This is a genomic window from Leifsonia poae, assembly GCF_050632195.1.
GTDB classification, from domain to species: Bacteria; Actinomycetota; Actinomycetes; order Actinomycetales; family Microbacteriaceae; genus Leifsonia; species Leifsonia poae_C.
Genome location: NZ_CP192580.1, coordinates 905542 through 928384, shown reverse-complemented (window position 1 = coordinate 928384; position 22843 = coordinate 905542). Strand labels below are relative to the sequence as shown.

Annotated in this window: 19 protein-coding genes, 1 tRNA gene and 3 pseudogenes; 9 read left to right on the top strand and 14 right to left on the bottom strand. The window is 67.0% G+C overall.

Annotated elements, in window-relative coordinates:
- Positions 1–82: 82 nt before the first annotated feature.
- The 3 genes and pseudogenes from nusG to ACQ86A_RS04790 form a co-directional block, all read right to left on the bottom strand.
- A pseudogene (nusG, locus tag ACQ86A_RS04800) lies at positions 83–1005 on the bottom strand (transcription termination/antitermination protein NusG).
- A 69-nt stretch (positions 1006–1074) separates the two neighbouring features.
- Positions 1075–1347 (bottom strand): preprotein translocase subunit SecE, encoded by a 273-nt coding sequence (gene secE / locus ACQ86A_RS04795; protein ID WP_431279470.1) that lies wholly within the window; start codon positions 1345–1347, stop codon positions 1075–1077.
- 42 nt (positions 1348–1389) lie between these two features.
- Positions 1390–1462, bottom strand: a tRNA-Trp gene (locus ACQ86A_RS04790).
- A 184-nt stretch (positions 1463–1646) separates the two neighbouring features.
- Here ACQ86A_RS04790 and ACQ86A_RS04785 point away from each other — a divergent pair.
- The gene (locus tag ACQ86A_RS04785) at positions 1647–2846 is read left to right on the top strand and encodes a pyridoxal phosphate-dependent aminotransferase (protein ID WP_431279469.1); all 1200 of its coding nucleotides are present in this window, start codon (positions 1647–1649) and stop codon (positions 2844–2846) included.
- Positions 2847–2986: 140 nt separating this feature from the next.
- Positions 2987–3952: an endonuclease domain-containing protein gene (locus ACQ86A_RS04780; RefSeq protein WP_431279468.1), complete on the top strand. Its 966-nt coding sequence runs from the start codon at positions 2987–2989 to the stop codon at positions 3950–3952.
- Positions 3953–3967: 15 nt separating this feature from the next.
- On the opposite strand, the pseudogene ACQ86A_RS04775 reads toward ACQ86A_RS04780, so the two are convergent.
- Together ACQ86A_RS04775 and ACQ86A_RS04770 are read right to left on the bottom strand one after the other, a co-directional pair.
- Positions 3968–4698: pseudogene (locus ACQ86A_RS04775) on the bottom strand (LuxR C-terminal-related transcriptional regulator).
- Entirely contained in the window at positions 4695–6053 is a 1359-nt protein-coding gene (locus ACQ86A_RS04770; protein WP_431279467.1) for a PspC domain-containing protein, read from the bottom strand. Before ACQ86A_RS04770 ends, ACQ86A_RS04775 begins: the two are co-directional and overlap by 4 nt.
- Positions 6054–6166: 113 nt before the next feature.
- On the opposite strand from ACQ86A_RS04770, the gene ACQ86A_RS04765 reads away from it, so the two are divergent.
- The 4 genes from ACQ86A_RS04765 to ACQ86A_RS04750 are packed head-to-tail and all read left to right on the top strand — an operon-like array spanning position 6167 to position 9993.
- Complete coding sequence (locus ACQ86A_RS04765) at positions 6167–7918, top strand: PspC domain-containing protein (RefSeq protein WP_431279466.1); 1752 nt, start codon at positions 6167–6169, stop codon at positions 7916–7918.
- On the top strand, positions 7915–8274 hold the full coding sequence (locus ACQ86A_RS04760) for a hypothetical protein (protein ID WP_431279465.1): 360 nt from the start codon (positions 7915–7917) through the stop codon (positions 8272–8274). Before ACQ86A_RS04765 ends, ACQ86A_RS04760 begins: the two co-directional genes overlap by 4 nt.
- Positions 8275–8281: 7 nt before the next feature.
- The gene (locus tag ACQ86A_RS04755; protein WP_431279464.1) at positions 8282–9184 is read left to right on the top strand and encodes an ABC transporter ATP-binding protein; all 903 of its coding nucleotides are present in this window, start codon (positions 8282–8284) and stop codon (positions 9182–9184) included.
- Complete coding sequence (locus tag ACQ86A_RS04750) at positions 9181–9993, top strand: ABC transporter permease (RefSeq protein ID WP_431279463.1); 813 nt, start codon at positions 9181–9183, stop codon at positions 9991–9993. The genes ACQ86A_RS04755 and ACQ86A_RS04750 overlap by 4 nt, the downstream gene beginning before the upstream one ends.
- 40 nt (positions 9994–10033) lie before the next feature.
- On the opposite strand, the gene ACQ86A_RS04745 is transcribed toward ACQ86A_RS04750, so the two are convergent.
- Complete coding sequence (locus ACQ86A_RS04745) at positions 10034–12127, bottom strand: RecQ family ATP-dependent DNA helicase (RefSeq protein WP_431279462.1); 2094 nt, start codon at positions 12125–12127, stop codon at positions 10034–10036.
- Positions 12128–12280: 153 nt separating this feature from the next.
- Here ACQ86A_RS04745 and ACQ86A_RS04740 point away from each other — a divergent pair, with 153 nt between their 5' ends.
- On the top strand, positions 12281–13291 hold the full coding sequence (locus ACQ86A_RS04740; protein WP_431279461.1) for a LacI family DNA-binding transcriptional regulator: 1011 nt from the start codon (positions 12281–12283) through the stop codon (positions 13289–13291).
- A 47-nt stretch (positions 13292–13338) separates the two neighbouring features.
- Positions 13339–15153 carry a glycoside hydrolase family 2 protein gene (locus ACQ86A_RS04735; RefSeq protein ID WP_431279460.1) on the top strand — a complete coding sequence of 605 codons (1815 nt, stop codon included), beginning with the start codon at positions 13339–13341 and terminating at the stop codon, positions 15151–15153.
- 131 nt (positions 15154–15284) lie between these two features.
- On the opposite strand, the gene ACQ86A_RS04730 is transcribed toward ACQ86A_RS04735, so the two are convergent.
- The 8 genes and pseudogenes from ACQ86A_RS04730 to ACQ86A_RS04695 form a co-directional block, all read right to left on the bottom strand.
- Positions 15285–16049 carry an ABC transporter permease gene (locus ACQ86A_RS04730; RefSeq protein ID WP_431279459.1) on the bottom strand — a complete coding sequence of 255 codons (765 nt, stop codon included), beginning with the start codon at positions 16047–16049 and terminating at the stop codon, positions 15285–15287.
- Positions 16050–16097: 48 nt separating this feature from the next.
- Complete coding sequence (locus tag ACQ86A_RS04725) at positions 16098–17060, bottom strand: ATP-binding cassette domain-containing protein (protein ID WP_431279458.1); 963 nt, start codon at positions 17058–17060, stop codon at positions 16098–16100.
- A gap of 178 nt (positions 17061–17238) precedes the next feature.
- A complete protein-coding gene (locus tag ACQ86A_RS04720) occupies positions 17239–17982 on the bottom strand; it encodes a PadR family transcriptional regulator (RefSeq protein WP_431279457.1) in 744 nt (247 codons plus the stop codon).
- Positions 17983–17999: 17 nt separating this feature from the next.
- On the bottom strand, positions 18000–19127 hold the full coding sequence (locus tag ACQ86A_RS04715) for a UDP-N-acetylmuramate dehydrogenase (protein ID WP_431279456.1): 1128 nt from the start codon (positions 19125–19127) through the stop codon (positions 18000–18002).
- Positions 19124–19546, bottom strand: a complete 423-nt coding sequence (locus tag ACQ86A_RS04710; RefSeq protein ID WP_431279455.1) for a MaoC family dehydratase — start codon at positions 19544–19546, stop codon at positions 19124–19126. Before ACQ86A_RS04710 ends, ACQ86A_RS04715 begins: the two co-directional genes overlap by 4 nt.
- Positions 19546–19992, bottom strand: coding sequence for an FAS1-like dehydratase domain-containing protein (locus ACQ86A_RS04705; RefSeq protein WP_431279454.1), 447 nt, complete (start codon positions 19990–19992; stop codon positions 19546–19548). Before ACQ86A_RS04705 ends, ACQ86A_RS04710 begins: the two co-directional genes overlap by 1 nt.
- A gap of 452 nt (positions 19993–20444) precedes the next feature.
- On the bottom strand, positions 20445–20699 hold the full coding sequence (locus ACQ86A_RS04700; protein ID WP_431280366.1) for a helix-turn-helix domain-containing protein: 255 nt from the start codon (positions 20697–20699) through the stop codon (positions 20445–20447).
- Positions 20700–20891: 192 nt separating this feature from the next.
- Positions 20892–21349 (bottom strand): annotated as a pseudogene (locus ACQ86A_RS04695) (cupin domain-containing protein); the annotation flags it as partial.
- A 100-nt stretch (positions 21350–21449) separates the two neighbouring features.
- Between ACQ86A_RS04695 and ACQ86A_RS04690 the strand changes: the two are divergent.
- Positions 21450–22835 (top strand): dihydrolipoyl dehydrogenase family protein, encoded by a 1386-nt coding sequence (locus ACQ86A_RS04690; protein ID WP_431279453.1) that lies wholly within the window; start codon positions 21450–21452, stop codon positions 22833–22835.
- The last annotated feature ends 8 nt before the right edge of the window (positions 22836–22843 follow it).

Sequence of the window (22843 nt, the reverse complement as noted above, 5' to 3'; positions counted from 1 at the left end):
TTCGAGCGTTCGGGATGCATCCCGAACGGCTCTCCCGGTTTCTCGGCCGTTCCGAGATCCGGTGTTCTAAAAAATCTGTGGGTTAGAGCTTCGTGACCTGGTCGAAGCTGAGCTCGACCGGGGTCTCGCGCTCGAAGAGGGAGACGAGGACCGTGAGCTTGCCGCTCTCGGGCTTGATCTCGCTGATCGAACCGGGAAGACCCGCGAACGAGCCTTCCTTGATCGTGATGGTCTCGCCGATCTCGAAGTCGACCTCGGCCGGGATGACGCGCTGTGCGGTCTTGGCGCCCTTGGTGGCGCCGCCCTTGGCCGGAGCCTCCTGCACCTGCACGAGGCTCTTCAGCATCGAGAAGGCTTCTTCGAAACGTAGGGGGTGGGGTTGTGCGCGTTGCCGACGAAGCCGGTGACGCCCGGCGTGTGGCGGACGACGGACCAGCTGTCTTCGTTCAGGTCCATGCGCACGAGCACGTAACCCGGGATGCGCACGCGGTTGACCATCTTGCGCTGGCCGTTCTTGATCTCGACGACGTCTTCCATGGGGACCTGCACCTCGAAGATGAAGTCCTCCATCGACATCGAGACCATGCGGTTCTCGATGTTCGACTTCACGCGACGCTCGAACCCGGCGTAGGAGTGGATGACGTACCACTTGCCGAACTTGGCGCGCAGCTCGGCGCGGAACTCCTCGTACGGGTCGGTGGCGTTCTCGTCCTCGTCTTCGACGGCTTCGATCGCGGCCTCGGCCTCTTCGTCGTTGTCGACTTCGAGGGCCTCGTCGACGGCGCGGTCGGCCTCGGGGTCGACGGCCTCGGCCATCGCGTCGAGCACGGCGTCGAGATCGATCTCGGTTCCGTCTTCGGCGACGACGTGCAGGGCCTCGTGCTCTGCGGCGTCTACGGAGTCTTCATCGGCGGCGAGAACGTTCCCGGTCTGCGCCTCATCGTCTTCGGAGGACTGCTCGGCTGCGGTCGCCCAGTCCACGTCGTCGCGATTTGTCTCAGACACTGAATTCATTCCATTTCTGTCGTTGGCCGGATGCGGCCCTGACTGCCGTCGTGACGGCGGCTGCCGTCGTTAGGACGGATTGCCGAACACCCACACGACTCCGAGTCCGAAGACCCAGTCGAGCAGGGAGACGATCCCCATCATGATCACCACGAAGACGAGCACGACGCCGGTGTAGCTGAACAGCTCTTTGCGGGTGGGTGTGACCACCTTCTTGAGCTCGCCGATGACCTGTCGGATGAACAGGGCGATCCGCGCGAAGGGTCCACGCTTTGCAGCGCGCTCCTTCTTCGCGTTGGCGACGACTTCCTCGCTGGGCTCGTCGATAACTTTTCGGGCCACCTCGTTACACCTTTCGTGGGCCGGCATCGGAATGCCGGCTTGCAGGGCGGACAGGACTTGAACCTGCAACCTGCGGTTTTGGAGACCGCTGCTCTACCAATTGAGCCACCGCCCTAGGAAAGTGGAAACCGCGACACTTGATCGCGCACATCCTGACGACAAGGCTAACCGATATCGCCAGGAAGTTACTCCGGGGCTTCGCAGCTGCTCTACCGAAAAAAGGGCGCAAAAAGCTTGGCAGATTTCAACTACCGCAGCCCAGTGTATGTGACGGATGCACGACTGTAAAGTTGGGCATCGTGACAGCGCAGCAGCGAGTTTCCCGCAGAATCAGTGGCATCGCCGAATCCGCCACCCTCAAAGTCGACGCGAAGGCGAAGGCGCTGAGAGCCCAGGGCCGGCCCATCATCAGCTATGCGGCGGGCGAGCCCGATTTCGTCACACCGTCGAACATCGTCGAGGCCGCGCTCGAGGCTGTTCGCGATCCGCGCAACTATCGGTACACCCCTGCCGCCGGATTGCCCGAGCTGCGCGAGGCGATCGCAGCCAAGACCCTCCGCGATTCCGGCCTCGCCGTCTCCCTCTCGCAGGTCGTCGTGACCAACGGGGGCAAGCAGGCCGTCTACCAGGCGTTCGCGACGCTGCTCGACCCGGGCGACGAGGTTCTCGTGCCGACGCCGTACTGGACCACGTATCCCGAGGTCATCAAGCTGGCCGGCGGAACGCAGGTCGACGTCTTCGCCGGAGCAGACCAGGACTATCTCGTCACCGTGGACCAGCTCGAGGCCGCCAGAACCGACCGCACGAAGGTGCTTCTCTTCGTCTCCCCGTCGAACCCGACTGGCTCGGTCTACTCACCGTCGCAGGTCGAGGAGATCGGGCGCTGGGCGGAAGCTCACGGGCTGTGGGTCATCGCGGACGAGATCTACCAGAACCTCACCTACGACGGTGTGAAGGCCGTGTCGATCGTGGATGCGGTCCCCGAGCTCGCGGACCGCACCATCCTGGTCAACGGTGTGGCGAAGACCTACGCCATGACCGGGTGGCGCGTGGGCTGGATGACCGGGCCGGCCGATGCCATCGCGGCAGCGGCGAACCTGCAGTCGCACCTGTCCTCCAACGTGTCCAACATCTCCCAGCGGGCTGCTCTGGAAGCACTCACCGGGCCGCAGGAGCCGGAGGAGGAGATGCGTCTCGCGTTCGACCGGCGCCGGCGCACGATCGTCGCCGAGCTGAACGCCATCGCGGGCATCCGCACCCCGACACCTCTCGGTGCCTTCTACGTGTATCCAGACGTAAGCGGCCTGCTCGGCCGTTCGTGGGGCGGCGTGACGCCGACGACCTCGCTGGAGCTCGCGGACCTCATCCTGGACCAGGCCGAGGTCGCCACGGTACCGGGCGAGGCCTTCGGCCCCTCCGGCTACCTGCGGCTCTCCTACGCGCTCGGCGACGACGAACTCCTCGAGGGCGTGCGCCGCCTGCAGCGCCTCTTCGCATAGCCCCCTCTTTTTGCTGAGTGGCGGCAAATCGACCTTCCCGCGCGCCCGGAGGGTCGATTCGCCGCAACTCGATCTGTGGACGGTGATTGCGGGCTGGGGATAACCGCTTAGCGGCGGTTGCGGAACTGCAAGGTGGGGACATGACGCCTCGCATCGAACTTGAATCGCTCCACCGCACGCGAGCCTTTCTGGTCCGTGAGGCGCGCGACGCGGGATACGGTGAGCGACGCCTCTACGGGCGCGACCTCGCGATCCCGTTCCACGGGGTCAGGATGCCCGCCGATCTCCCCTCGGACGTCGCCTCACTGTGTCGCGCGTATTCGACCAAAGCGCCGCCCGAGTCATTCTTCAGCCATACGACGGCCGCGCAACTCTGGGGAATTCCACTCCCGCCCCACGCTACGTCACGCGCGATCGACGTCTCAGTGGCGTGGCCGAATCGAGCGCCGGAAGGTCGCGGCGTCAGGGGTCACACGGTCCGATTTCTTGACGGCGATATCAGGGAAGTCGATGGTTTGCGAGTAAGCAACCCCACACGAACGTGGTGCGAACTCGGCTCGTATCTAACGACCGATGAGCTCATCGCTGCGGGTGACTTCATCATCAGACGGGCGCATCCGATCGCGTCGTCGGCAGATTTGACGGCCGCGGTGCAAGGTTTCCTGGGTCAACGAGGTCGACGCAAGCTACGAGAGGCGCTTCCGCTGCTTCACGATCGCTCAGAGTCTCCACAGGAGACGCGGATCCGTTTGATCCTGGTGCGCGCCAACTTTCCGGGGCTCAGCGTCAATGCACCTGTTCAGGGCGCCAGCGGTCAGTTGTACCGCGCTGATTTCGCCTTCCTCGATCGCGGGCTCATTCTCGAGTACCAGGGTGACCATCATCGCGAACGCCAGCAATACAGGAAGGATCTTTCCCGGGTGCTCGACCTTCAGACGGCTGGCCTGCATGTCGTCCTCGTCGGGCCCGACGACATCCGCTCCGAAGCCGCGTTCGTTCGGACGGTGCGTGACCTCCTCCGACTGCGCACCGAGTCGCGGCAATTCGACCTTCGTGGCGCGCGGGAAGGTCGAATCGGCGCCACTCGACGCCAGGCGCCGGGATGAGGGGGCTCGCAGCGGCTAGAGGAGCTTGCGCTCGAGGGCCCAGGCGGTGAGTTCGTGACGGGAGGAGAGTTGCAGTTTGCGGAGCACGGCCGACACGTGGGTCTCGACGGTCTTGATCGAGATGAAGAGGTCGGCGGCCACCTCTTTGTAGGAGTGGCCCCGGGCGATCAGCCGCATGACCTCGCGCTCGCGCGCCGAGAGGCGGTCGAGTTCGTCCTTGGTCTCCGCCTGCTCGCCTGCCGCGACACCGAACGCGTCGAGCACGAATCCGGCGAGGCGTGGCGAGAACACCGCGTCACCGCTAGCGACCGCCACGACGGCATCGCTGACCTGGCTGCCCGAGCTTCCCTTCGTGAGGTAGCCGCGAGCGCCCGCGCGGATCACGCCGACCACATCCTCGGCCGCGTCCGAGACGCTCAGGGCGAGAAAGCGCGTGTCCGGGCACTGCGGAGCCGTGCGCCGAACCACTTCCGCTCCCCGCCACCCGCGCCCCCGGGAAGGTGCACGTCGAGCAACACCACACCAGGATGGGAGTTCAGGATGGCCTCGACGGCCGAATCCACGTCCGCCGCCTCCGCGACGACAGAGAGCCGGGCATCGAGGTCAGCCCGCAGGCCCGACCGGAAGATGGAGTGGTCGTCGACGATCGCCACCGAGATGGGATCGGGCTCTGGACGGGTCGCGCTCGCTTCTTCGGCGTGGTCGGCGTGGTCGGCGTGGTCGCTCGGACTGTGCTCGTCGCTCATGGTGCCTCGTTCGTGAATTCGATACTCAGGTGGATTTCGGTGCCGGATTCGCGGGACGACACGGTCGCGGTGCCACCGGCCCGCTTCATCCTGCCGATGATGGATTCGCGGACTCCGAGGCGCCCCTCGGGAAGGGATTCCACGTCGAAGCCCGCTCCGCGGTCGCGGACGAAGACGTCGACAGCGCCCGGGCGACTCTCGACGTACACCGAGATCTCGCCGCCGGCGTGCCGTGCCGCGTTCAGCATGGCTTCGCGGGCCGCCGCGCCGAGTTCCGCCGTGCCCCGCTCGACCGGTTCGCCGACAGTGACGACGTCGATGTGCACAGGATGGTCGACCTCCAGCACAGCAGCGAAGTCGCGCAGGTCCGCGGCCAAGTCGCTCGAAGGAGCCTCGGATCCCGCGAACAGCCACTCCCGCAGCTCGCGCTCCTGCGCCCGGGCGATGCGGGCGACCTCGCTCGATGCTCCAGCCCGATTCTGGATCAAGGCGAGGGTCTGCAGCACGGAATCGTGTAGGTGCGCGGCGATCTCGGCGCGCTGCTCCTCCTTGATCCGGGCGGTGCGCTCGGAGATGAGCTCCCGCCAGAGCCGGAACGCCCACGGGGCAAGCAGAACCGCCGCGCCTGCGAACGTGATGGCGATGATCGACGCCCAGACCCATCCGGAACCGACCTGGCTCGGGGTGGCGGCCAAGGCGATGGCGACGAGGAGGAGGAAGCCGCCCGATACGAGCCTGAGCAGCGCCGAGGATGCACGGCCGCGAGCAGCGTCGCCGACGTCGACGAGCTGGTCCCAGCTCACCGCACTGACGGCGAAGGCGATCATCAGACCCACCAGGGCGAGGAGCCCGAGCGGATTGCCGCCGGAGACAGCGGACCCGATGGTGCCGATTCCGGCGAGGGCGGCGAGCGCGAGCAGCACCCACGCGACCGGGACCGTGCGCTGCACCCCGTCGACCGGATCCACTCGGCCGACCGAGCCGGTCAGACCCGCAGGGCCGACCGCATCCGGAGCCTGGAGTGGCCGGAGCGGGGTGAGTGCCCATAGCCAGAGATAGAGGAGTACCCCTGCGCCCGCAAAAAGCGAGAGTCCGGCGAAGATCCACCGCACGGATGTCACGGGCCACCCCAGGTGATCGGCGAGCGCCTGACTCACCCCGCCGAGAACGCAGACACGGGGGCGTGCGAGGGGCGGCCGAGAGGAGGACGGGGCGCGCTCCGCCTGCTGGGCACGCGGGTCCACCGGCGCGCCCGGAGCCAGCGGCGCGCCCGGAGCTCGTGGCGTGCGCGAAGCGCGCGGCGCGCCCGAAGCCCGCGGCTTGCGCGGGGCGTGGGAGGAGGCGGCCTGGGTCATGGTGAAATCCAAGCAGACTCGGGGGAGCCCCGACACCCCAGCTCTGATGAATCAGGGGCCGGTCAGGGTGATACCCCATAGCAGCGCCCCGGCCGTGGGGCCACGATCGAAGCATGTCACAGCACGATTCGACGCCACCGCCTCCTCCGCCACCACCGCCGTACTCCGGTGCGGGTACGCCCTCATCGCCATACGACGGACCGCAGACCGGACTCTCAGGACGCGGCACCCGTTTCTTCGACTGGCTGCGCGGTCTCGGCCTCGTTCGCACGGACGGCTGGATCGGAGGTGTTTGCGCCGCGATCGCCAACCGCCTCGGCATCGACCCGATCATCGTGCGCGGCATCGTCGTCGTGGCCGCGATCCTCGGCGCTCCAGCGCTGCTGCTCTATGCGGCGGCATGGGCGCTCCTCCCCGATCGGGAGAACCGCATCCACCTGCAGCGACTCATCGAGGGCGACTTCCAGCCTGCAATCGTCGGCATTGGCGCGATGGCACTGCTCTCGCTCCTCCCGATGGCGCAGGGACTGTGGTGGGCCGGCGGTGGATTCTGGGGCACCGCATCCTGGGGCGACGTGGTCGGACGCGTCGTCTGGACCCTCATCGTCATCGGGGCCCTGGTCGCGCTGGTGATCATCGCCTCACGGCGGGGAGGGACTTGGTCCGGATTCGCGGGCACGGCCACCGCTGCACCGTCGGCGACCGCGGGCCCTGCCTCGTCCACGGCCGAGCCGGCCTCGACGGATTCGGCCACTCCTCCGACTTCGACCGCGGCGACCGCTGCAGCCGCAGCGGGAGTTGCAGCCGCAGCGGGAGCTGCAGCAGCAGCGGGAGCCGCAACACTCGCTGCCCGGGCCTCCGGGACGACAGCGCCTGATGACGCGAGCACGGCGTCGTCGGACTCCGACGCTTCGAACACGGAAGACGCCACGGCGGGAGCCGACGCGACTGTGCCGCTCACCCCATCCCTCGACACCACCGCCGAACCGACCGAGCCGCCTGCACCGACCGTCGGGGCGTCGACTCAGGATGTTGCCGACTGGCAGGCGCGCCACGCCGCCTGGCAGGCGGAGCACGCACAGTGGAAGCAGCGCCTCAACGAAGACATGCGAGCGGTCAAGGCTCAGCGCTCGGCAGAGCTGCGAGCACAGTCCGCTGCGATGGCGGCTCGGGCACGTGCCGAACGCGCGGCTCGCCGGGCGGCGAACCCCCGGGTGGGCGCAGCTGTCGGCTGGGCCGTGGTCGGACTGGCTCTCGTGGGCGCCGCCCTGACGCAGGCACTGTGGCAGATGACCGATCTCCCCGAGTACAGCCTCACGGCGGCGTTCGCGGTCGCGACCGGGGTCTTCGGGCTCGCCGCACTGATCGCCGGGGTCGCCAAGCGGCGCAGCGGCGCTCTCATCTTCTTCGGCATCGTGTTGGCCGTGGTCACCATCGTGAGCGCACTCATCCCTCGCGATCGGCTGGTCGTGCTGGACGGAGCGAACCTGACGGTGTCGAGCAGTGAGAGCATCGCTCAGCCGTACGGGTACACCGACCTGACACTCGACCCCGGGCTGGCCTCGTTCCCCAAAGCGCCGGTCGTCGACCTCGTCAAGGGCGCAGGGACGACAACAGCCACGATGCAGTCCGACCTGACCCTTGAGGTCGTGGCGCAGCTGCACGGAGGAAGCCTCTTCGTCGTCGATGAGTCGACCGGACGCTCGGTACAGCACAGCTGCCCGGCCGACCGGTCCGGTAGTTGCACGATTCACGTCCACGTCGGTCCGGGCGGCACACCCGACACGATCCTGCGCGTCGAGCAGACCGGAGAACTGACCGTTCAGATCCACGACCCCGAGCAGAACGAGGGAGCCGGACAATGAGTACTAGCGACGAGAACCCGACGCTGCCGACACCGGCGGCGGAGGCGACCCAGGCACCCGAGGGCGCATGGGCTCCCAGCGCCGTGTACACCGCAAACGCGTACGCCGCGAATGTGTCGACCCGGCCCCACGTGCGTTGGGGCGGGATCGTGTGGGGAGCGATCCTCGTCGCGATCGCCGGTTTCGTGCTCTTCATCGTGTCGTCGCACGAGCGTCAGGCTGCCTTCGACAGCTGGGTGGCGGGTCTGACGCCCGGGGGCTTCTGGACGCTGGCCGTCATTGCAGTCGGGGTGTTCATCCTGATTCTCGCGTTGTTGGCGGTGGTGAGGAGCGCTCAGCGCAAGCGGCGGGCATGATGGTCACATGACCTCGCCGTCTCCCGCCGTCTCGGTTCGCGAGCTCCGCAAGGAGTACGGATCTTTCGAGGCCCTCCGCGGTGTGACTTTCGATATCGCTTCCGGCGAGACCTTCGCCCTGCTGGGACCGAACGGGGCAGGCAAGAGCACGACCATCGAGATCCTCGAGGGGTACCGCGATCGCAGCAGCGGCGAGGCCAGCGTCCTCGGAATCGACCCGCACAAGGGCCGCCTCGACTGGAAGGCACGGATCGGGATCGTGCTCCAGTCGAGCGGCGAGGCCGGCAACGTGAGCGTTCGTGAGCAGTTGACGCATTTCGCCCGGTTCTATCCGAACCCGCGGGACGTCGAGGAGGTCATCGCCGCCGTCGGGCTCGCCGACAAGGCCAAGACGCGGATCAAGAATCTATCGGGCGGTCAGCGACGGCGAGTGGATGTGGCACTCGGCGTGATCGGACGGCCCGAGCTGCTGTTTCTCGATGAGCCGACGACGGGGTTCGATCCCGAGGCACGACGCGACTTCTGGGAGCTGATCCGCGGCCTCAAGCGGGAGGGCACGACCATCCTGCTCACCACGCACTACCTCGACGAGGCCGCCCAACTGGCCGACCGGGTCGCGGTGATCGCCAACGGCGAGCTGATCGACATCGGCGAGGTCGACGCGATCGGCGGTCAGGATGCCCGGATTCCGATCGTGCGGTGGCGCGACCGCGACGGGCAGTCGCGATCCGAGCGAACGGATGCCCCGGCCGCGCTGGTGGCGCGCCTCACGGCCGAGCTCGGCGGCGAGCCCCGTGATCTCGAGGTGATCCGCCCGAGCCTGGAGGACATCTACCTGGACCTCGTGCGCGAAGCGACCGAGAGCGCGATCGGCACCGGCAGCGGTGCCGGCATCGGAGGCCGCGCATGAGGACCGTGGGATTGGGCGTCAATCGCGTGCGCTACGAGGTCGCCGTCTATTTTCGTCAGGGCGACACGATCTTCTTCACCTTCCTCTTTCCCGTGGTCATGCTCGGGATCTTCTCGGTCGCGTTCCAGGGGCTCGGCAACGTTGGCGCGGCTCCGGATGGCACGGGCGGCATCACACAGGCTGCGTACTATCTGCCCGGGATGATCGCAGCCGGCATCCTGCTGAGCGGTGTGCAGAACCTGGCGGTCGACATCGCCATGGAGAAGAGCGACGGCACCCTGAAACGTCTCGGCGGTACACCGCTTCCTGTCGTGTCCTACTTCTTCGGGAAGATGGGCCAGGTCATCGTCACCAGCGTGCTGCAGATCCTGATCCTGCTGCTGGTGGCCCGAGTGGCTTTCGGTGTCGCCCTGCCGACGGATCCAGCTCTGTGGCTGCGCTTCGTCTGGATCTACTTGCTCGGCATCGTCACCTCCGCCGTACTCGGCATCGCGCTCTCGTCGGTTCCTCGCACCGGCAAGAGTGCTACGGCCGTCATCATCCCGATCGTCCTGATTCTTCAGTTCATCTCGGGCGTCTATCTCGCCTTCAATCTCCTTCCCGAGTGGTTGCAGAACATCGCGAGCATCTTTCCTCTCAAATGGATCGCCCAGGGGATGCGCAGCGTCTTCCTCCCCGCCAGCTTCGAAGCCCAGGAGCCCAGCGGAAGCTGGCAGCTCGGCTTGATCGCGCTCGTGCTCGCCATCTGGTTGGTGGTCGGCCTCATCGTCTGTCGCATGACATTCCGCTGGATCCGCAAGGACCGCTGAGCCGTCAGCGCAGCACGCCGGATGCACGATTCCGGCGCGGTCAGCTGCGAAGTGCCGCCGCGAACGGGAGCACCGCTGACGCGCCGGCGCGACGCAACTCGCGCCCGGCGACGGTGACACTCCAGCGGCTGTCGACCAGGTCGTCCACAAGCAGCACAGGCTGCCCGACCGGGAGCTCCAGCGAGCCGACTCCGAATCGTTCCCACACCGACGACAGCCGGAAGGCGCTGTTGCCGCCGGGTCCGCCGGTCGGGCCCCCACCCACCGATTCCATCGAGCCGAGGTACGGCAGGCGTCCAGCGTCGGCGAACCCTCGCGCGAGCGACGTGACGAACTCCGGTCGACGGCGCGACGGCATACTCACGACCGCTGCCGGTCGCTCGTCCCATTTCCAGTCCGCAAGGACCCGGATGCAGGCGGCGAGCACCTGAGGCGGAATCGCTCTGTCCTCCGCATCTGCGTCCAAAAGCTCGCGAAGCGGACCGCCCCAGCCGAGGTCGGTCAGCCGGGCGAGAGCGCGGCCCGGCGCGAGGAGTTCTTCGGGCGTGATCTTGCCGCGCACGGGCACCCCGAGCCGATCGGCGCCAGTGGGCCACAGCTTGCGTGGCTCGATCTCGACGCCGACCCGGTCGAGGGCGGTGGCGACCGAGGCTGCTGCTCCCGACGCGACCTCGCTCGGGTACCAGGCGCCGGCACAGTTGTCGCATCGACCGCAGGGCTGCGCTCCGGCATCGTCGAGCGCTCGCTGCAGGAAGGTCATGCGGCATTCGTCCGTGGTCTCATAGGCGAGCATCGACCGTTGCTCGGCCAGACGGGCGGCTGCTATCCGCGCGTATCGCTCTTCGTCATATCGCCACTCCTCGCCCGTCGACACCCATCCCTTGGGCACCCGGCGAACGGCACCGTCCACGTCGAGCACCTTGAGGAGGAGCTCCAGGGTGGAGGGCTTGAGGTCGACCTGGCTCTCGAGCGCGCGCGTCGACTGAGGCTCGGTACCGAGCGCGCTGAGAACGGCACCCGCTTTGGGTTTCGAGGGCATGGATACGGTCGCGAAGTAGTCCCAGATGGCTTGGTCTTCCTGTCCCGGCAGCAGCAGCACGTCAGCGTTGTCGGTCGCTCGGCCCGCCCGGCCGACCTGCTGGTAGTAGGCGACGGGCGAAGAGGGAGCGCCCAGGTGCACCACGAATCCGAGGTCGGGTTTGTCGAACCCCATTCCGAGCGCGCTCGTCGCCACGAGCGCCTTGACCTCGTTGCGTTTGAGCTTCGACTCGAGCTCTTCGCGCTCCGCCGTATCCGTCTGCCCGGTGTACGCGAAGGTCTCGTGCCCCGCATCGCGCAGGAGTCTCGCAGTGTCTTCTGCGGCCGACACCGTAAGCGCATAGATGATGCCGCTGCCCGGGAGCGCCCCGAGGTTGCTGACCAGCCACGCGAGGCGGGCACCCGCATCCGGAAGCGTCAGCACGCCCAGCCGTAGCGACTTTCGGGCGAGCGGACCTCGCAGGGTGAGAACGTCATTGTGCGCCCCTGCGCCCATCTGCTCGGCAACGTCGGCCACGACGCGCTCGTTCGCCGTTGCGGTCGTGGCGAGCACGGGCACGCCGTCGGGCATCCCAGCGATCAGGTCGCGCAAGCGCCGGTAGTCGGGGCGGAAGTCGTGCCCCCAGTCGCTGATGCAATGGGCCTCGTCGATCACCAGTAGGCCGCTTCGAGCGATGAGCGCCGGTAGATACTGATCGCGGAACTCCGGGTTGTTCAACCGCTCGGGCGAGACGAGCAGCGCATCCACTGTGTCGTCACGCAGCGCCTGCGTGACGTCTTCCCACTCGTGGCGGTTGGCCGAATTGAGCGTGACCGCCCGCACGCCGGCGCGCTCGGCCGCAGCCACCTGATCGCGCATGAGCGCTAAGAGAGGTGACACCAGGATGGTCGGCCCAGCACCGCGAGCACGCAAGAGCATGGTCGCCACGAAGTACACCGCGGACTTGCCCCATCCGGTGCGCTGGACCACGAGTGCCCGCCGCCGCTCGTCGACGAGGGCCGCGATCGCCTCGAACTGGCCGTCGTGGAATTCGGCGTCGTCTCGGCCGACGAGGGCTCGCAGCGTGGCGAGGGCTTGTTCTCTGGTGGTGCTCATGACTCCATCGTTTCAGAGGCCACCGGCAGTCCCCGGTGAAGGCCTGAATCTGTTGAGAAGTCAGGGTTGTGGAGAACCGAGAAACGCGATTTGCAGCGCTACAATCGATCGACTCATCGATCGACGGGTCAGACGAACACGAGAAGAGGCGGCATGAGCGGGGTGCGCCTGCAAGACGTGGCCGACCTGGCCGGCGTCTCCATGAAGACCGTCTCGAACGTCGTCCACGACTATCCCCACGTCAGCGCGAAGATGCGCGAGCGCGTGCAGAACGCCATCGCGGAGCTCGGCTACCGCCCGAACGTGCTGGGCCGACGCCTCGCCACGGGCCGAACCGGACTCATCGCGCTGGCCTTCGCGGACGTCTCCGTCCCCTACTTCGCCGAACTCGCGCGACGCGTCTCGTCACTCGCGGCCGAACAGGGCTACCGGGTGCTGTTCGAAGAGACGGATGGCACGCTCGAGGGCGAGCGCGCCGTGGTCTCGAGCGGCGAAGCCGGGCTCGTCGACGGGATGATCTTTCAACCCAGCAGGATGAGTTCGGCCGAACTCGCGCAGACTCGCAGCGACATCCCGATGGTCATCCTCGGCGAGGGCGCGGCTCCGGTCACAATCGACCGCGTCATGATCGACAACGTCGCCGCAGCGCGGGAAGCGACGAGACACCTCCTCTCCCTGGGACGCAGGAGGGTAGCCTTCGCCGGCCATGAGCGGACAGCGCTCTCTCGCACGTCCGAGTTGCGCATCGCCGGCTACCAGGCCGCCCTCGAGGAGGCGGGGCTGACCGCGGATCCTGCGCTGCTCATCCCTTCGCAGTCCGTCTCGCCGGTGGATTCGGCCCGCTCGGTCGGCGCCGCCCTCGACGCCGGGCTGGCCGTTGACGCCATCATGTGTCGCGACGATCTCGCCGCCATCGGCGCCCTCCGCGCGCTGCAAGAGCGCGGCCTGAAGGTTCCCGAAGACGTGGCGATCACCGGCTGGGACAACACCCAGATGACGTGGGTCACCTTTCCGAGCATCACGACGATCGCCCCCGACATGACCGCTCTGGCGTCCCGAGCGCTGACGATGCTGCGTGAGCGGATCGATGGACTCGACACGATGGGACGCCACGAGCTCGTCGACTTCGACCTCGTCAAGCGGGAGAGCGCACCCGAGGCGTGATCGTCTTCGCATTTACAGCGCTGCAAATGTAGGGCACGATAGTGCGCATGACCTTGAACCGCGCCAGCACCCTCGACGGAACCTACCCCCGACCGCAACTCGTGCGAGAGCACTGGTGCGACCTTGGCGGCGAGTGGGAATTCGCCTACGACGATCAGGATGCCGGCCTGCGCGAATCATGGTTCGCCGACACCGTCACCGACGTCTTCAACCGGACCATCGTCGTGCCGTTCCCGCCCGAGTCGCCCGCCTCGGGCATCGGCGACACCGGCTTCCACCCCGTCGTGTGGTACCGCCGCACTCTCACCGCTCAGGACGTCGCTGCGGTCGGCCACGGCGACGGGACCCGGTTCATCCTGAACTTCGGCGCGGTCGACTATCGCGCCAGCGTCTGGGTCGGCGGCTCGCTCGCCGGAACGCACGAGGGCGGCGGCTCACCGTTCTCGTTCGACATCACCGACCTGCTCGGCGACTCCCCCGCCGGAACGTCCGTCGTCGTTCGCGCAGAAGACGATCCGGCCGACCTCTCGCAGCCCCGAGGCAAGCAGGACTGGCTGCTCGATCCGCACGTGATCTGGTACCACCGCACCACGGGCATCTGGCAGCCGGTCTGGCTCGAAGCGGTTGCGCCGGTCGCGATCGAGCGCATCCACTGGACTCCGGATGTGGTCGACGCGAGTGTGCACGCCCGGGTACGCCTGAACCGGCCTGCCCCCGCCGGTTCGGAGCTCTCGATCGCACTCGACTACGAGGGCCGGTCGGTCGGCCGCGTGTCGACGTCGGCCGTCGGACGCGAGATCGAGGTGCGCATCCCGCTCCCGGAGCAGCGCAACGGGCAGGCGTACGAGCACCTGCTGTGGTCGCCCGAGCATCCCCGACTGGTGGATGCGGTCGTCACCCTGACCGCGGGCACCGTCGACACCGTCCACTCCTACCTCGGTCTGCGGTCTGTCGCCGTCGCCGACGGCCGCTTTCTCCTCAACGACCGACCCTTTTACGTGCGCTCGGTGCTCAACCAGGGCTACTGGCCGACGACCCACCTCGCGGCCACGACCGAGATGTTGCGGGCCGAGGCGCAGCTCATCCTGGACCTGGGATTCACCGCGACCCGTATCCACCAGAAGTATGAGGACCCCCGGTTCCTCTTCTTCGCCGACAAGCTGGGCCTGCTCGTGTGGGGCGAGGCCCCGGCCGCTTACGAGTTCACCCACCTCGCGATGCGCCGCACGACGGCGGAGTGGACGGCCATCGTCGATCGCGACTACTCGCATCCGTCGATCGTCACCTGGGTGCCGACGAACGAGAGCTGGGGAGTGCAGCACATAGCCCACGACCGACGGATGCGCGACTACGCCGCCGCGCTCGTGCAACTCACGAAGGCACTCGACCCCACGCGCCCCGTGATCTCGAACGACGGCTGGGAGCATGTCGGGTCAGACATCCTGAGCATTCACGACTACGAGTCGTCGGGACCGGTCGTCGCCTCGAGGTACGGCAGCGAGGAGTCGGTCGACCGGATGCTCGGCGGACTCGGCCCCGCCGGTCGCCGGATGATCGTGGCCGGTGACCGCGATCCGAACGCGCCCGTGATGCTCACCGAGTTCGGCGGGGTGTCCTTCGTCGACCGCGCGGGGTCGGTGGACGGCGCGTGGGGGTACTCGGCCGCCGAGAACGCCGACGATTTCGCATCCCGGGTCGGCGCCCTGATCGAGGCGACGCTGGCGAGCCCGGTGCTCGCCGGCTTCTGCTACACGCAGTTGGCCGACACCGGGCAGGAGACGAACGGGCTGGTGACGGACGCGCGGGTGCCGAAGGTGCCGGCCGAGGCGATTCGGCGGATGGTGCAGGGGCCACACGCCTAACCCGGTCGGTTCGTAACTCCGGAGACTTCGGCCGACACGCCGGCGGGAACTCCGTTATGACGGAGTCTTGCTGCCGAAAACGACCAAAGCTCCGGAGTTACGAACAGGCGGGCCGACGGCCAGCCAGCGACCTACGCGTTGTCTTTGCGGAAGGTGCGCGTGCCCACCCACAGTCCGGCTATGAACAGCACAAGAGTCCAGACGACGCCCCAGAGCACGGTCGTGGTCCAGAAGTCACCCGTGAAAGTGGAGCGGATCCCGCTCACGATGTACTTGATCGGCATGAAGTCGCTCAGGGTGACGAGCCACTGCGGCGCACCGGTCTGAGTGCTGATCGGCAGCAGGATGCCCGACAGCAGAAGCACGGGCAGCGAGATGCTGTTCAGGATGGGGGCGAGTGCATCCTCACTCTTGGTCGTCAGCGCGAGGGCGTTCGACGATGCGGAGCACGCGCCGCCGAGCAGCACGGTGAGGATGAGTCCGAAGATCATGCCCGGGATGGACCCGGTGAGGCCGAACGCGAAGCCGAGGGCGACGAGCACGAGGCCCTGCACGGTCAACAGGGCGAGGTCGCGGCCGACGCGACCGAGCAGGAGTGCCGTGCGGCTGGCAGGCGTGACGCGTTCCGCCTCGATGACGCCTTCACGCCATTCCGAGATCAGTCCGAAGCCCGCGAACAGGGCGCCGAACAGGGCGAGCTGCACGAGGAGACCCGGCACGAAGAATGTGTACGCGTTGTCGGTTCCGATCTGTGCGGCCAACGGCTCGAGCAGCGGTCCGAAGAGGCAGAGGTAGAGCACCGGCTGAGCAAGCCCGATGATCACCCAAGCGGGATTGCGGAGGGCGAGGCGCATCTGGCGCCGGAAGATGATCCAGGTCTGGTTTGCGAAAGTCATGGTCGTTCCTTAGAAGTCGTGAAAGTCAGTGGCGACGGGGTGCGCGGCTCAGGCGTCTTCGCGCAGCGAACGGCCGGTCATCGTGAGGAAGACATCGTCGAGCGTCGGGCGGCGCACTTCGATGGCCGCCAGCGCCACACCGGCGGCGTCGAGCGAGCGCAGCAGCGGCGGGAGCTCGGTACCGGCGTTGGGCACGCGAACGCTGACGACGCGATCCTTCACGTCCGGATCCGCGTCACCGAGACGGCCGAGCTGCTCGGCCGCGATGCCGACCTGTGCTTCATCGTGGAGTACGAGCTCGATGAGGTCGCCGGCCACCTGACGCTTCAGAGCATCCGGAGTGTCGGAGGCGACGATCGAGCCGTGGTCGATGACCAGGATGCGGTCGCAGAGCGCATCCGCCTCGTCGAGGTAGTGCGTGGTGAGGAACACCGTGCTTCCACGCTTCGTGCGCAGGTCGGAGATGTGCGTCCAGAGGTTGGCGCGAGCCTGCGGGTCGAGGCCCGTGGTCGGCTCGTCGAGGAACACGAGCTTCGGATCGTGCACGAGTCCCATCGCGATGTCGAGCCGGCGGCGCTGGCCGCCGGACATCGTCTTGGGCTGGCGCGCCCACATCCCGTCGAGGTCGAGCTGCTCGAACAGTTCCTTGCCGCGGCGCGTGGCCTGCGCCGCGGTGATTCCGTAGAGCAGTCCGTGGTCGACGATCTCTTCGCCCGCGCGGGCCTCGGATGCGGTCGAACCGCTCTGCGAGACGTAGCCGATGCTCTTGCGCACGTTGATCGGGTCTTTGGCGAGGTCGAAACCGGCGACCGTCGCGGTGCCCGTCGTGGGCTTCAGCAGGGTGGTCAGCATGCGGAGCGTCGTCGTCTTACCGGCTCCGTTCGGACCGAGGAAGCCGACGATCTCGCCCTCCTCGACGTCGATGTCGACGCCCGCGACCGCTTTGACCGCGACCTTCTCCCTGCCTCGCTTGGTGTCGAATGTGCGGGCGAGCCCTCTGGCGTGAATCACCGTGGATCCCTTCGGTTGGATGAGTCTGTGACTGTTGACGCGTTGATCATGAATCGCGATATATCGTGATTGACCGGACTCACGATATATCGCGAAGTTGTGCGCACGCAAGCGGTGGGACCAGATTAGTCAAAATTGATTAGTCAAGTTTGACTAAAATCAGTAGACGAGACTGACGCTAGGCCGACTTCCCATGCGATTCCGCCGTGATCGCGTGCAGCCGTTCGAGCTGCTCGCGGTACCGAGCGCTCTCGTGCGCCATTTCCCATCCGGCATCCTCCGGCGGAGCTACCCAGCCGCCGTCTTCGCCGGCGAAGTTCAAGCCGCCGTCGCGCACGACGGTGAGCAGGTCCTCGATCCATTCGGCCTCTGCGGCGAGGAGGCAGCCCTCCAAGCCCAACGAATATGCGACATGCGGCGGCGCGTACTGGGTTGTGAGAATCCGCTCGGCCTCGACCGCCAACCCGTCCGCTCCCCCGCGGACCGTTTGCAGCCTGTCTTCGAGGAGGCCAGCGAACACTCCTCGTTCGAGCAGGGGTGCGAAACTCAAGGCCACGCGAAAACCGGTCGGGTCCATCGCCGTGACGGTGCGGATCCCGTCGTGGATGAGCCGGTCGAGTTCCTCGATCCCGGCGGGTGTCGGGGTGTACACCGTGACGGTTCGGCCGCCTTCGGGAAGCGCGGTCGCCTCCAGCATCCCCTGCTTGGTCAGCGTGGCGAGCATGGAGTAGATCGACCCGGGATTGACCTTGGCCCACGAGTCGACGTTCCACGAGACGAGTTCGCGACGCAGCTGGTAGCCGTTCGCCGGCGAAAGAGGCGCACCACGCCCAGCACGAGCATGCGGGTCGAGGTGGCGGCCATGTGGCCATTCTAAAGAGCGGGTCGCTCCAGAACAGGCGCGATTAGAGGACGACGCCACAAGGCCCAGGCGCGCGACTAGAGGGCGACCCCCACCAGGATCGGCTCCGGCTGCAGCAGCACGCCGAACTCGGACTGCACGCGCGCCTGCACGTACGACGCCAACTGAACGATCTCCGACGCGGTGGCCCCGCCGCGGTTGGTGAGAGCGAGCGTGTGCTTGCTCGATACGGCAGCACGCGATCCGGGAAGCGAGAAGCCCCTGCGGATGCCCGACTGCTCGATCAACCACGCAGCGCTGAGCTTGACGTCGTAAGGCCCGTCGGCCAGTTGCGGGATGTCGAGGGGATGCACGCCGCCCGCACCGAGACCGAGAACCGTGTCGGGCTCGGCCGGTGAGACGGGCCACCGAGGCGCATTCGCGGGCAGGGACCGCGCGAAGTTCTCAGACACGATCGGATTGGTGAAGAAGGATCCCGCGCTGACCGTGTCCTGGTCGTTCGGGTCGAGCACCATGCCTTTCGATGCGCGAAGCGCGAGAACCGACCGGCGCAGTTCGGCGACGGGCACCCGCGAGCCGAGCGCGACGCCGAGTGAGTCGGCGAGCTGGGCGTAGGCGACGGGCGCACTGAGCGGAGCTCCGAGTCCGCCGGGTGCGTTGCCGTCGGCGAGCTCGAGGTCGACGGAGAGCACCACCCCGCGCATCCCCTGTTTCAACACAGACGTGCGATAGCCGAGGTGCAGGTCGGCGCGCGACATCCAGCGGACCTCGTGCGTCGCCTCGTCGAGGAACTCGACCCCCAGCAGGCTCGACTCGAGCTCCTGGCCATAGGCGCCGATGTTCTGCACGGGAGCAGCACCGGTGGAACCAGGGATGCCCGACAGCGCCTCGACGCCCGACCAGCCGTTGCGCACGGTGTGCGCGACCAGCTCATCCCACGGCTCCCCCGCCTGAATGCGCAGTCGGACCGTGCCGGCGGGCGCTTCGAGGCGTTCGACGCCGCGGGTGACGATCCGGATGACCGTGCCCGCGAATCCGTCGTCGCTCGCGATGGTGTTGGAGCCGCCGCCGAGCAGCAGCCAGTCGCCGCCCTCCGACCACACCTCACGAGCGGCCGCGACGAGCTCGTCGCGGGTTGCGGGCGCCATGAGATTCTCGGGCGCGCCGCCGACCTGCATGGTGGTCAGGGACGAGAGCTCGGTCATCGCGAAAGCGAGACGCGCACCTGCGCCTTGCCGAGCACTGTGTCGCCGTTGAATGTGACGGTGAGGTCGATGCGGGCGACGTTCTCCTCCGCATCCAGCTGGCCCACCTTGGCGGTGATGGTGACGGATGCGCCGTCAGCTGGGTCGACGACGACCGGTCGCGTGAACCGCACCTGGTAGTCCGAGACGAGCGACGGGTCGCCGGCCCAGTCGACGACGGGCTGCACGGCGAGACCCATGGTGAGCATCCCGTGGGCGATCACACCCGGCAGACCGACAGCCGTGGCGACGTCGTCGCGGTAGTGGATGGGATTGAAGTCTCCGGACGCGCCCGCGTAGCGCACGAGCGACTCACGGGTGATCGCAGTCACGCGCTCGGCGACGACATCGCCGACGGTAAGGGTGTCGAACTCGGGCATCACTCGTCTCCTCGGACGACCAGGGTGGACGTGGCGGTTACGACATGCTCGCCGTCGGCGCCGACGATCGTGGACTCGGCGGTCACCATCGAGTGGGCGCCGAGCGTCCTGACGCTGGTCACCGCGAGCGTTGCGGTGAGTTCGTCGCCGGCCACGATGGGACGCGAGTACGTGAAGCGCTGGTCGCCGTGCACCACGCGGCTGAAGTCGATCCCTGAGTCCTCTTCGGCGAGCAGCTGCGCGAGGGTGCGCTCCTGCACGACGATCGGGAACGTCGGCGGGGCCACGAGGTCGGCATAGCCCGCGGCGCGCGCGGCGTCGACGTCGAAGCTGAGCGGGTTGGTGGCGTAGACGGCCGCCGCGAACTCGCGGATCTTCTCCCGGCCGACAAGGTAGGGGCTGACCGGCGCGAACGCCCGCCCCTGCAACTCTGGGTTCACTGGCACCCGACCATTCTACGGATGCTGTTCCCTCGCCCCAGCAGGGTCCGGATGCGGGGACGTGCGTTAACGGGAGAACCCCGGCGGCCTTGCGGCTGCCGGGGTTCTCGTGCTCGGTGCTAGCGCCTTACTGGCAGCTGTCGCACTGCAGCAGGTCCATGGGGTCGACGGGAACCGAGTAGCCGCCAACGCTGTCGCTGTTTTCGTAGTCCATGATGGCCTCCCTTGAAGTCTTGGTCACCGCTTCGTGCGGTGTTCACCCACTATATAACCCGAATGACACTCTTGTCATTCCACTACATGTAGTGTTTTCGAACTTTTTTGGGCTCACCTTGAATTTAGCGGGAACCACCGACATTTCCGCGATCCAGAGCCACTGCAGCGCGTCGATCCACGGCGTGTCGCGCGTGTTTTCGGCGTGTCGGAACCCGCGACTGACGGCTTGTAGGCACGCACCCCTAAACCGGCACGACCGGTCGGGTAGCCTCCTGCGATCTCCGGAAGCGCGCTGGCGTTTGGCCGACCTGGGCTCGGAATGCACGGGTGAAGGCCGACTCCGACTGGTATCCCACCTGCGCAGCCACTGCGGCGACGGTCAGGTCCGACGTCGTCAGCAACTCTGCCGCGCACATCAGGCGCGCCCGCGACAGGAACTGACCGAAGGTCATCCCGGTGCTCGAACTGAATCGCCGGATGAACGTCGCCCGGGACATCGAGGCTTCCCGACTCAGGCGGTCGATCGACCACTGATCGCCTGGCGCATCCATGATTCGCTGCACGACTCTATTGAGCCGAGGGTCGGGGATCGCAGTCCAGAGCTTCGAGTGCGCTCCCGCACCGACCGGGGTGCGCAACACCAGCGCCATCAGCACGGTGCAGAACGCGGACATGATCGCTGCGGTGCCAGCACCGTCGCGCTCGGCTTCAGCTCGCATCAGTGCGCTCAGCTGCAGGAGGATCGCCTTCCCCTCCGACGTCTCGAAGAGGGACACTCGCGTCGGCGTCGGGAGGGAGCCGAAGAGGATGTCGCCCGCTCCCGCACTGATCGTGTAGTGACCGCAGAACAGGTCGATGACCGGGGTCGCCCCGCCCTCCGTCGTCGTCATCGCGAAAGTCCTGCCAGCCACCTCGGACGTGGGGCGTTCGCCGGCACCCGCGGTGATGATCCGATGGCCGACGCCCGCGGGGATGATCACTACGTCTCCGGCGCTCATCGAGTAGAGCGCTCCCCCACCTCGATCCGGCATTCGCCCTCGAGGAGCACGTGGAACGGCACCTCGCGTTCCGCTCCGGGGCTCACGTCCATGCGGGTCGCTGCTCCGAGAAGACACCTCTTCTCCAGGGTCGCCTCGAGTCGGGCCATTCTCAGAAGGTTGCTGATGTCATCCAATGTGAGACTTTCGGGCAGTTTATTGATACCGGTATGCCTATTTGTATCATTCACGAGCGCGCAAACTCAACACATGGAAACGACAACAGCACTCAGCGCCGACGTCCTCGTGATCGGATTCGGCAAAGGCGGCAAGACCGCAGCACACGCCCTCACCGATGCCGGCAAGCGCGTGATCCTCGTCGAGCAGTCCGAGGACATGTACGGCGGAACCTGCCCGAATGTCGGCTGCGTGCCGACGAAGATGCTCGTCCACTACTCGAATTCGAAGCGACTGGAGGACGAGGCCCAGGAGTTCTTCGCGAACTCGATCGAGGGCGTCCGTGCGCTGACGAGCGCCTTCCGCGCCGGCAACTTCGAGGCGCTGGACGGCAAGGACACGGCGACGGTGATCACGGGGCACGCACGCTTCATCGACTCGCACACGATCGCCGTCGGCGAGGGCTCGGACACGATCACGGTGACCGCTCCGACCATCCTGATCAACACGGGATCGGAGCCGATCCTCCCCGACATCGCAGGAGTTCGCACGAGTACTCACCTAGTGAGCAGCACCGACCTGATCCGGGCCCAGGATCTGCCGGCGCGGCTCGTCATCATCGGGGGCGGCTACCTCGGACTCGAGTTCGCCTCCATCTACCGCCAGTTCGGATCCGAGGTGACGATTCTCGAAGCGGCCGACAGACTGCTGCCGCGCGAGGACGAGGACGTTGCCGACGTGGCCACGGGCATCCTGATCGGAGACGGAATCACCGTCGTGACGGGCGCCGAGGTCACCGAGGTTCGTGACGGAGAAGGCTCGGCGACCATCAGCTACCGAAATGGCGGCGACATGCACACAGTCGAGACGGATGCGTTCCTCGCCGCGACCGGACGTCGTGCCGCCACACAGACGCTCGACCTCGGCAGGGCCGGCGTCGACACGACCGAACGCGGCACGATCGTCGTGGACGAGAAACTCCACACGACCCAGCCGCACATCTTCGCGTTGGGCGACGTGAACGGAGGACCGCAGTTCACGTACGTCTCACTCGACGACGCGCGCATCGTGATCGACCAGCTACTCGGCGACGGTGAACGGGGCACCGACGACCGGGTCGCGGTGCCGAAGACGCTCTTCATCACTCCCCCGCTCGCGACCGTGGGACTCACCGAACGTGAGGCCCGCGAGCGCGGCCTGAACATCCTGGTTGCTCGGGAGAACGTCGCCGACATCGTCGCGATGCCTCGCGCATACACGGTCGAGGAGACGCGTGGAGTGATGAAGTTCATCCTGGATGCCGACACCGACCTCATCCTCGGAGCGGCGATCCTCAGCATCGATGCGCAAGAAGTGATCAACACCATTGCGCTGGCGATGCGGCAGCGGGTGACCGCCACGACGCTGAGGAACGCCATCTACACGCACCCGAGTTCGACCGAAGCTCTCAACGAGGTGCTCGGCAAGATCGTCGGCTGACTTCGTCG

Coding starts and splice junctions, on each gene's coding strand:
- ACQ86A_RS04765 (WP_431279466.1), top strand. CDS start 6,167: ATGTCACAGCACGATTCGACGCCACCGCCTCCTCCGCCACCACCGCCG.
- ACQ86A_RS04710 (WP_431279455.1), bottom strand. CDS start 19,546: ATGCCCGAGTTCGACACCCTTACCGTCGGCGATGTCGTCGCCGAGCGC.
- ACQ86A_RS04700 (WP_431280366.1), bottom strand. CDS start 20,699: ATGTCCCGGGCGACGTTCATCCGGCGATTCAGTTCGAGCACCGGGATG.
- ACQ86A_RS04760 (WP_431279465.1), top strand. CDS start 7,915: ATGAGTACTAGCGACGAGAACCCGACGCTGCCGACACCGGCGGCGGAG.
- ACQ86A_RS04730 (WP_431279459.1), bottom strand. CDS start 16,049: ATGACTTTCGCAAACCAGACCTGGATCATCTTCCGGCGCCAGATGCGC.
- ACQ86A_RS04715 (WP_431279456.1), bottom strand. CDS start 19,127: ATGACCGAGCTCTCGTCCCTGACCACCATGCAGGTCGGCGGCGCGCCC.
- ACQ86A_RS04780 (WP_431279468.1), top strand. CDS start 2,987: ATGACGCCTCGCATCGAACTTGAATCGCTCCACCGCACGCGAGCCTTT.
- ACQ86A_RS04755 (WP_431279464.1), top strand. CDS start 8,282: ATGACCTCGCCGTCTCCCGCCGTCTCGGTTCGCGAGCTCCGCAAGGAG.
- ACQ86A_RS04745 (WP_431279462.1), bottom strand. CDS start 12,127: ATGAGCACCACCAGAGAACAAGCCCTCGCCACGCTGCGAGCCCTCGTC.
- ACQ86A_RS04770 (WP_431279467.1), bottom strand. CDS start 6,053: ATGACCCAGGCCGCCTCCTCCCACGCCCCGCGCAAGCCGCGGGCTTCG.
- ACQ86A_RS04750 (WP_431279463.1), top strand. CDS start 9,181: ATGAGGACCGTGGGATTGGGCGTCAATCGCGTGCGCTACGAGGTCGCC.
- ACQ86A_RS04735 (WP_431279460.1), top strand. CDS start 13,339: ATGACCTTGAACCGCGCCAGCACCCTCGACGGAACCTACCCCCGACCG.
- ACQ86A_RS04690 (WP_431279453.1), top strand. CDS start 21,450: ATGGAAACGACAACAGCACTCAGCGCCGACGTCCTCGTGATCGGATTC.
- ACQ86A_RS04740 (WP_431279461.1), top strand. CDS start 12,281: ATGAGCGGGGTGCGCCTGCAAGACGTGGCCGACCTGGCCGGCGTCTCC.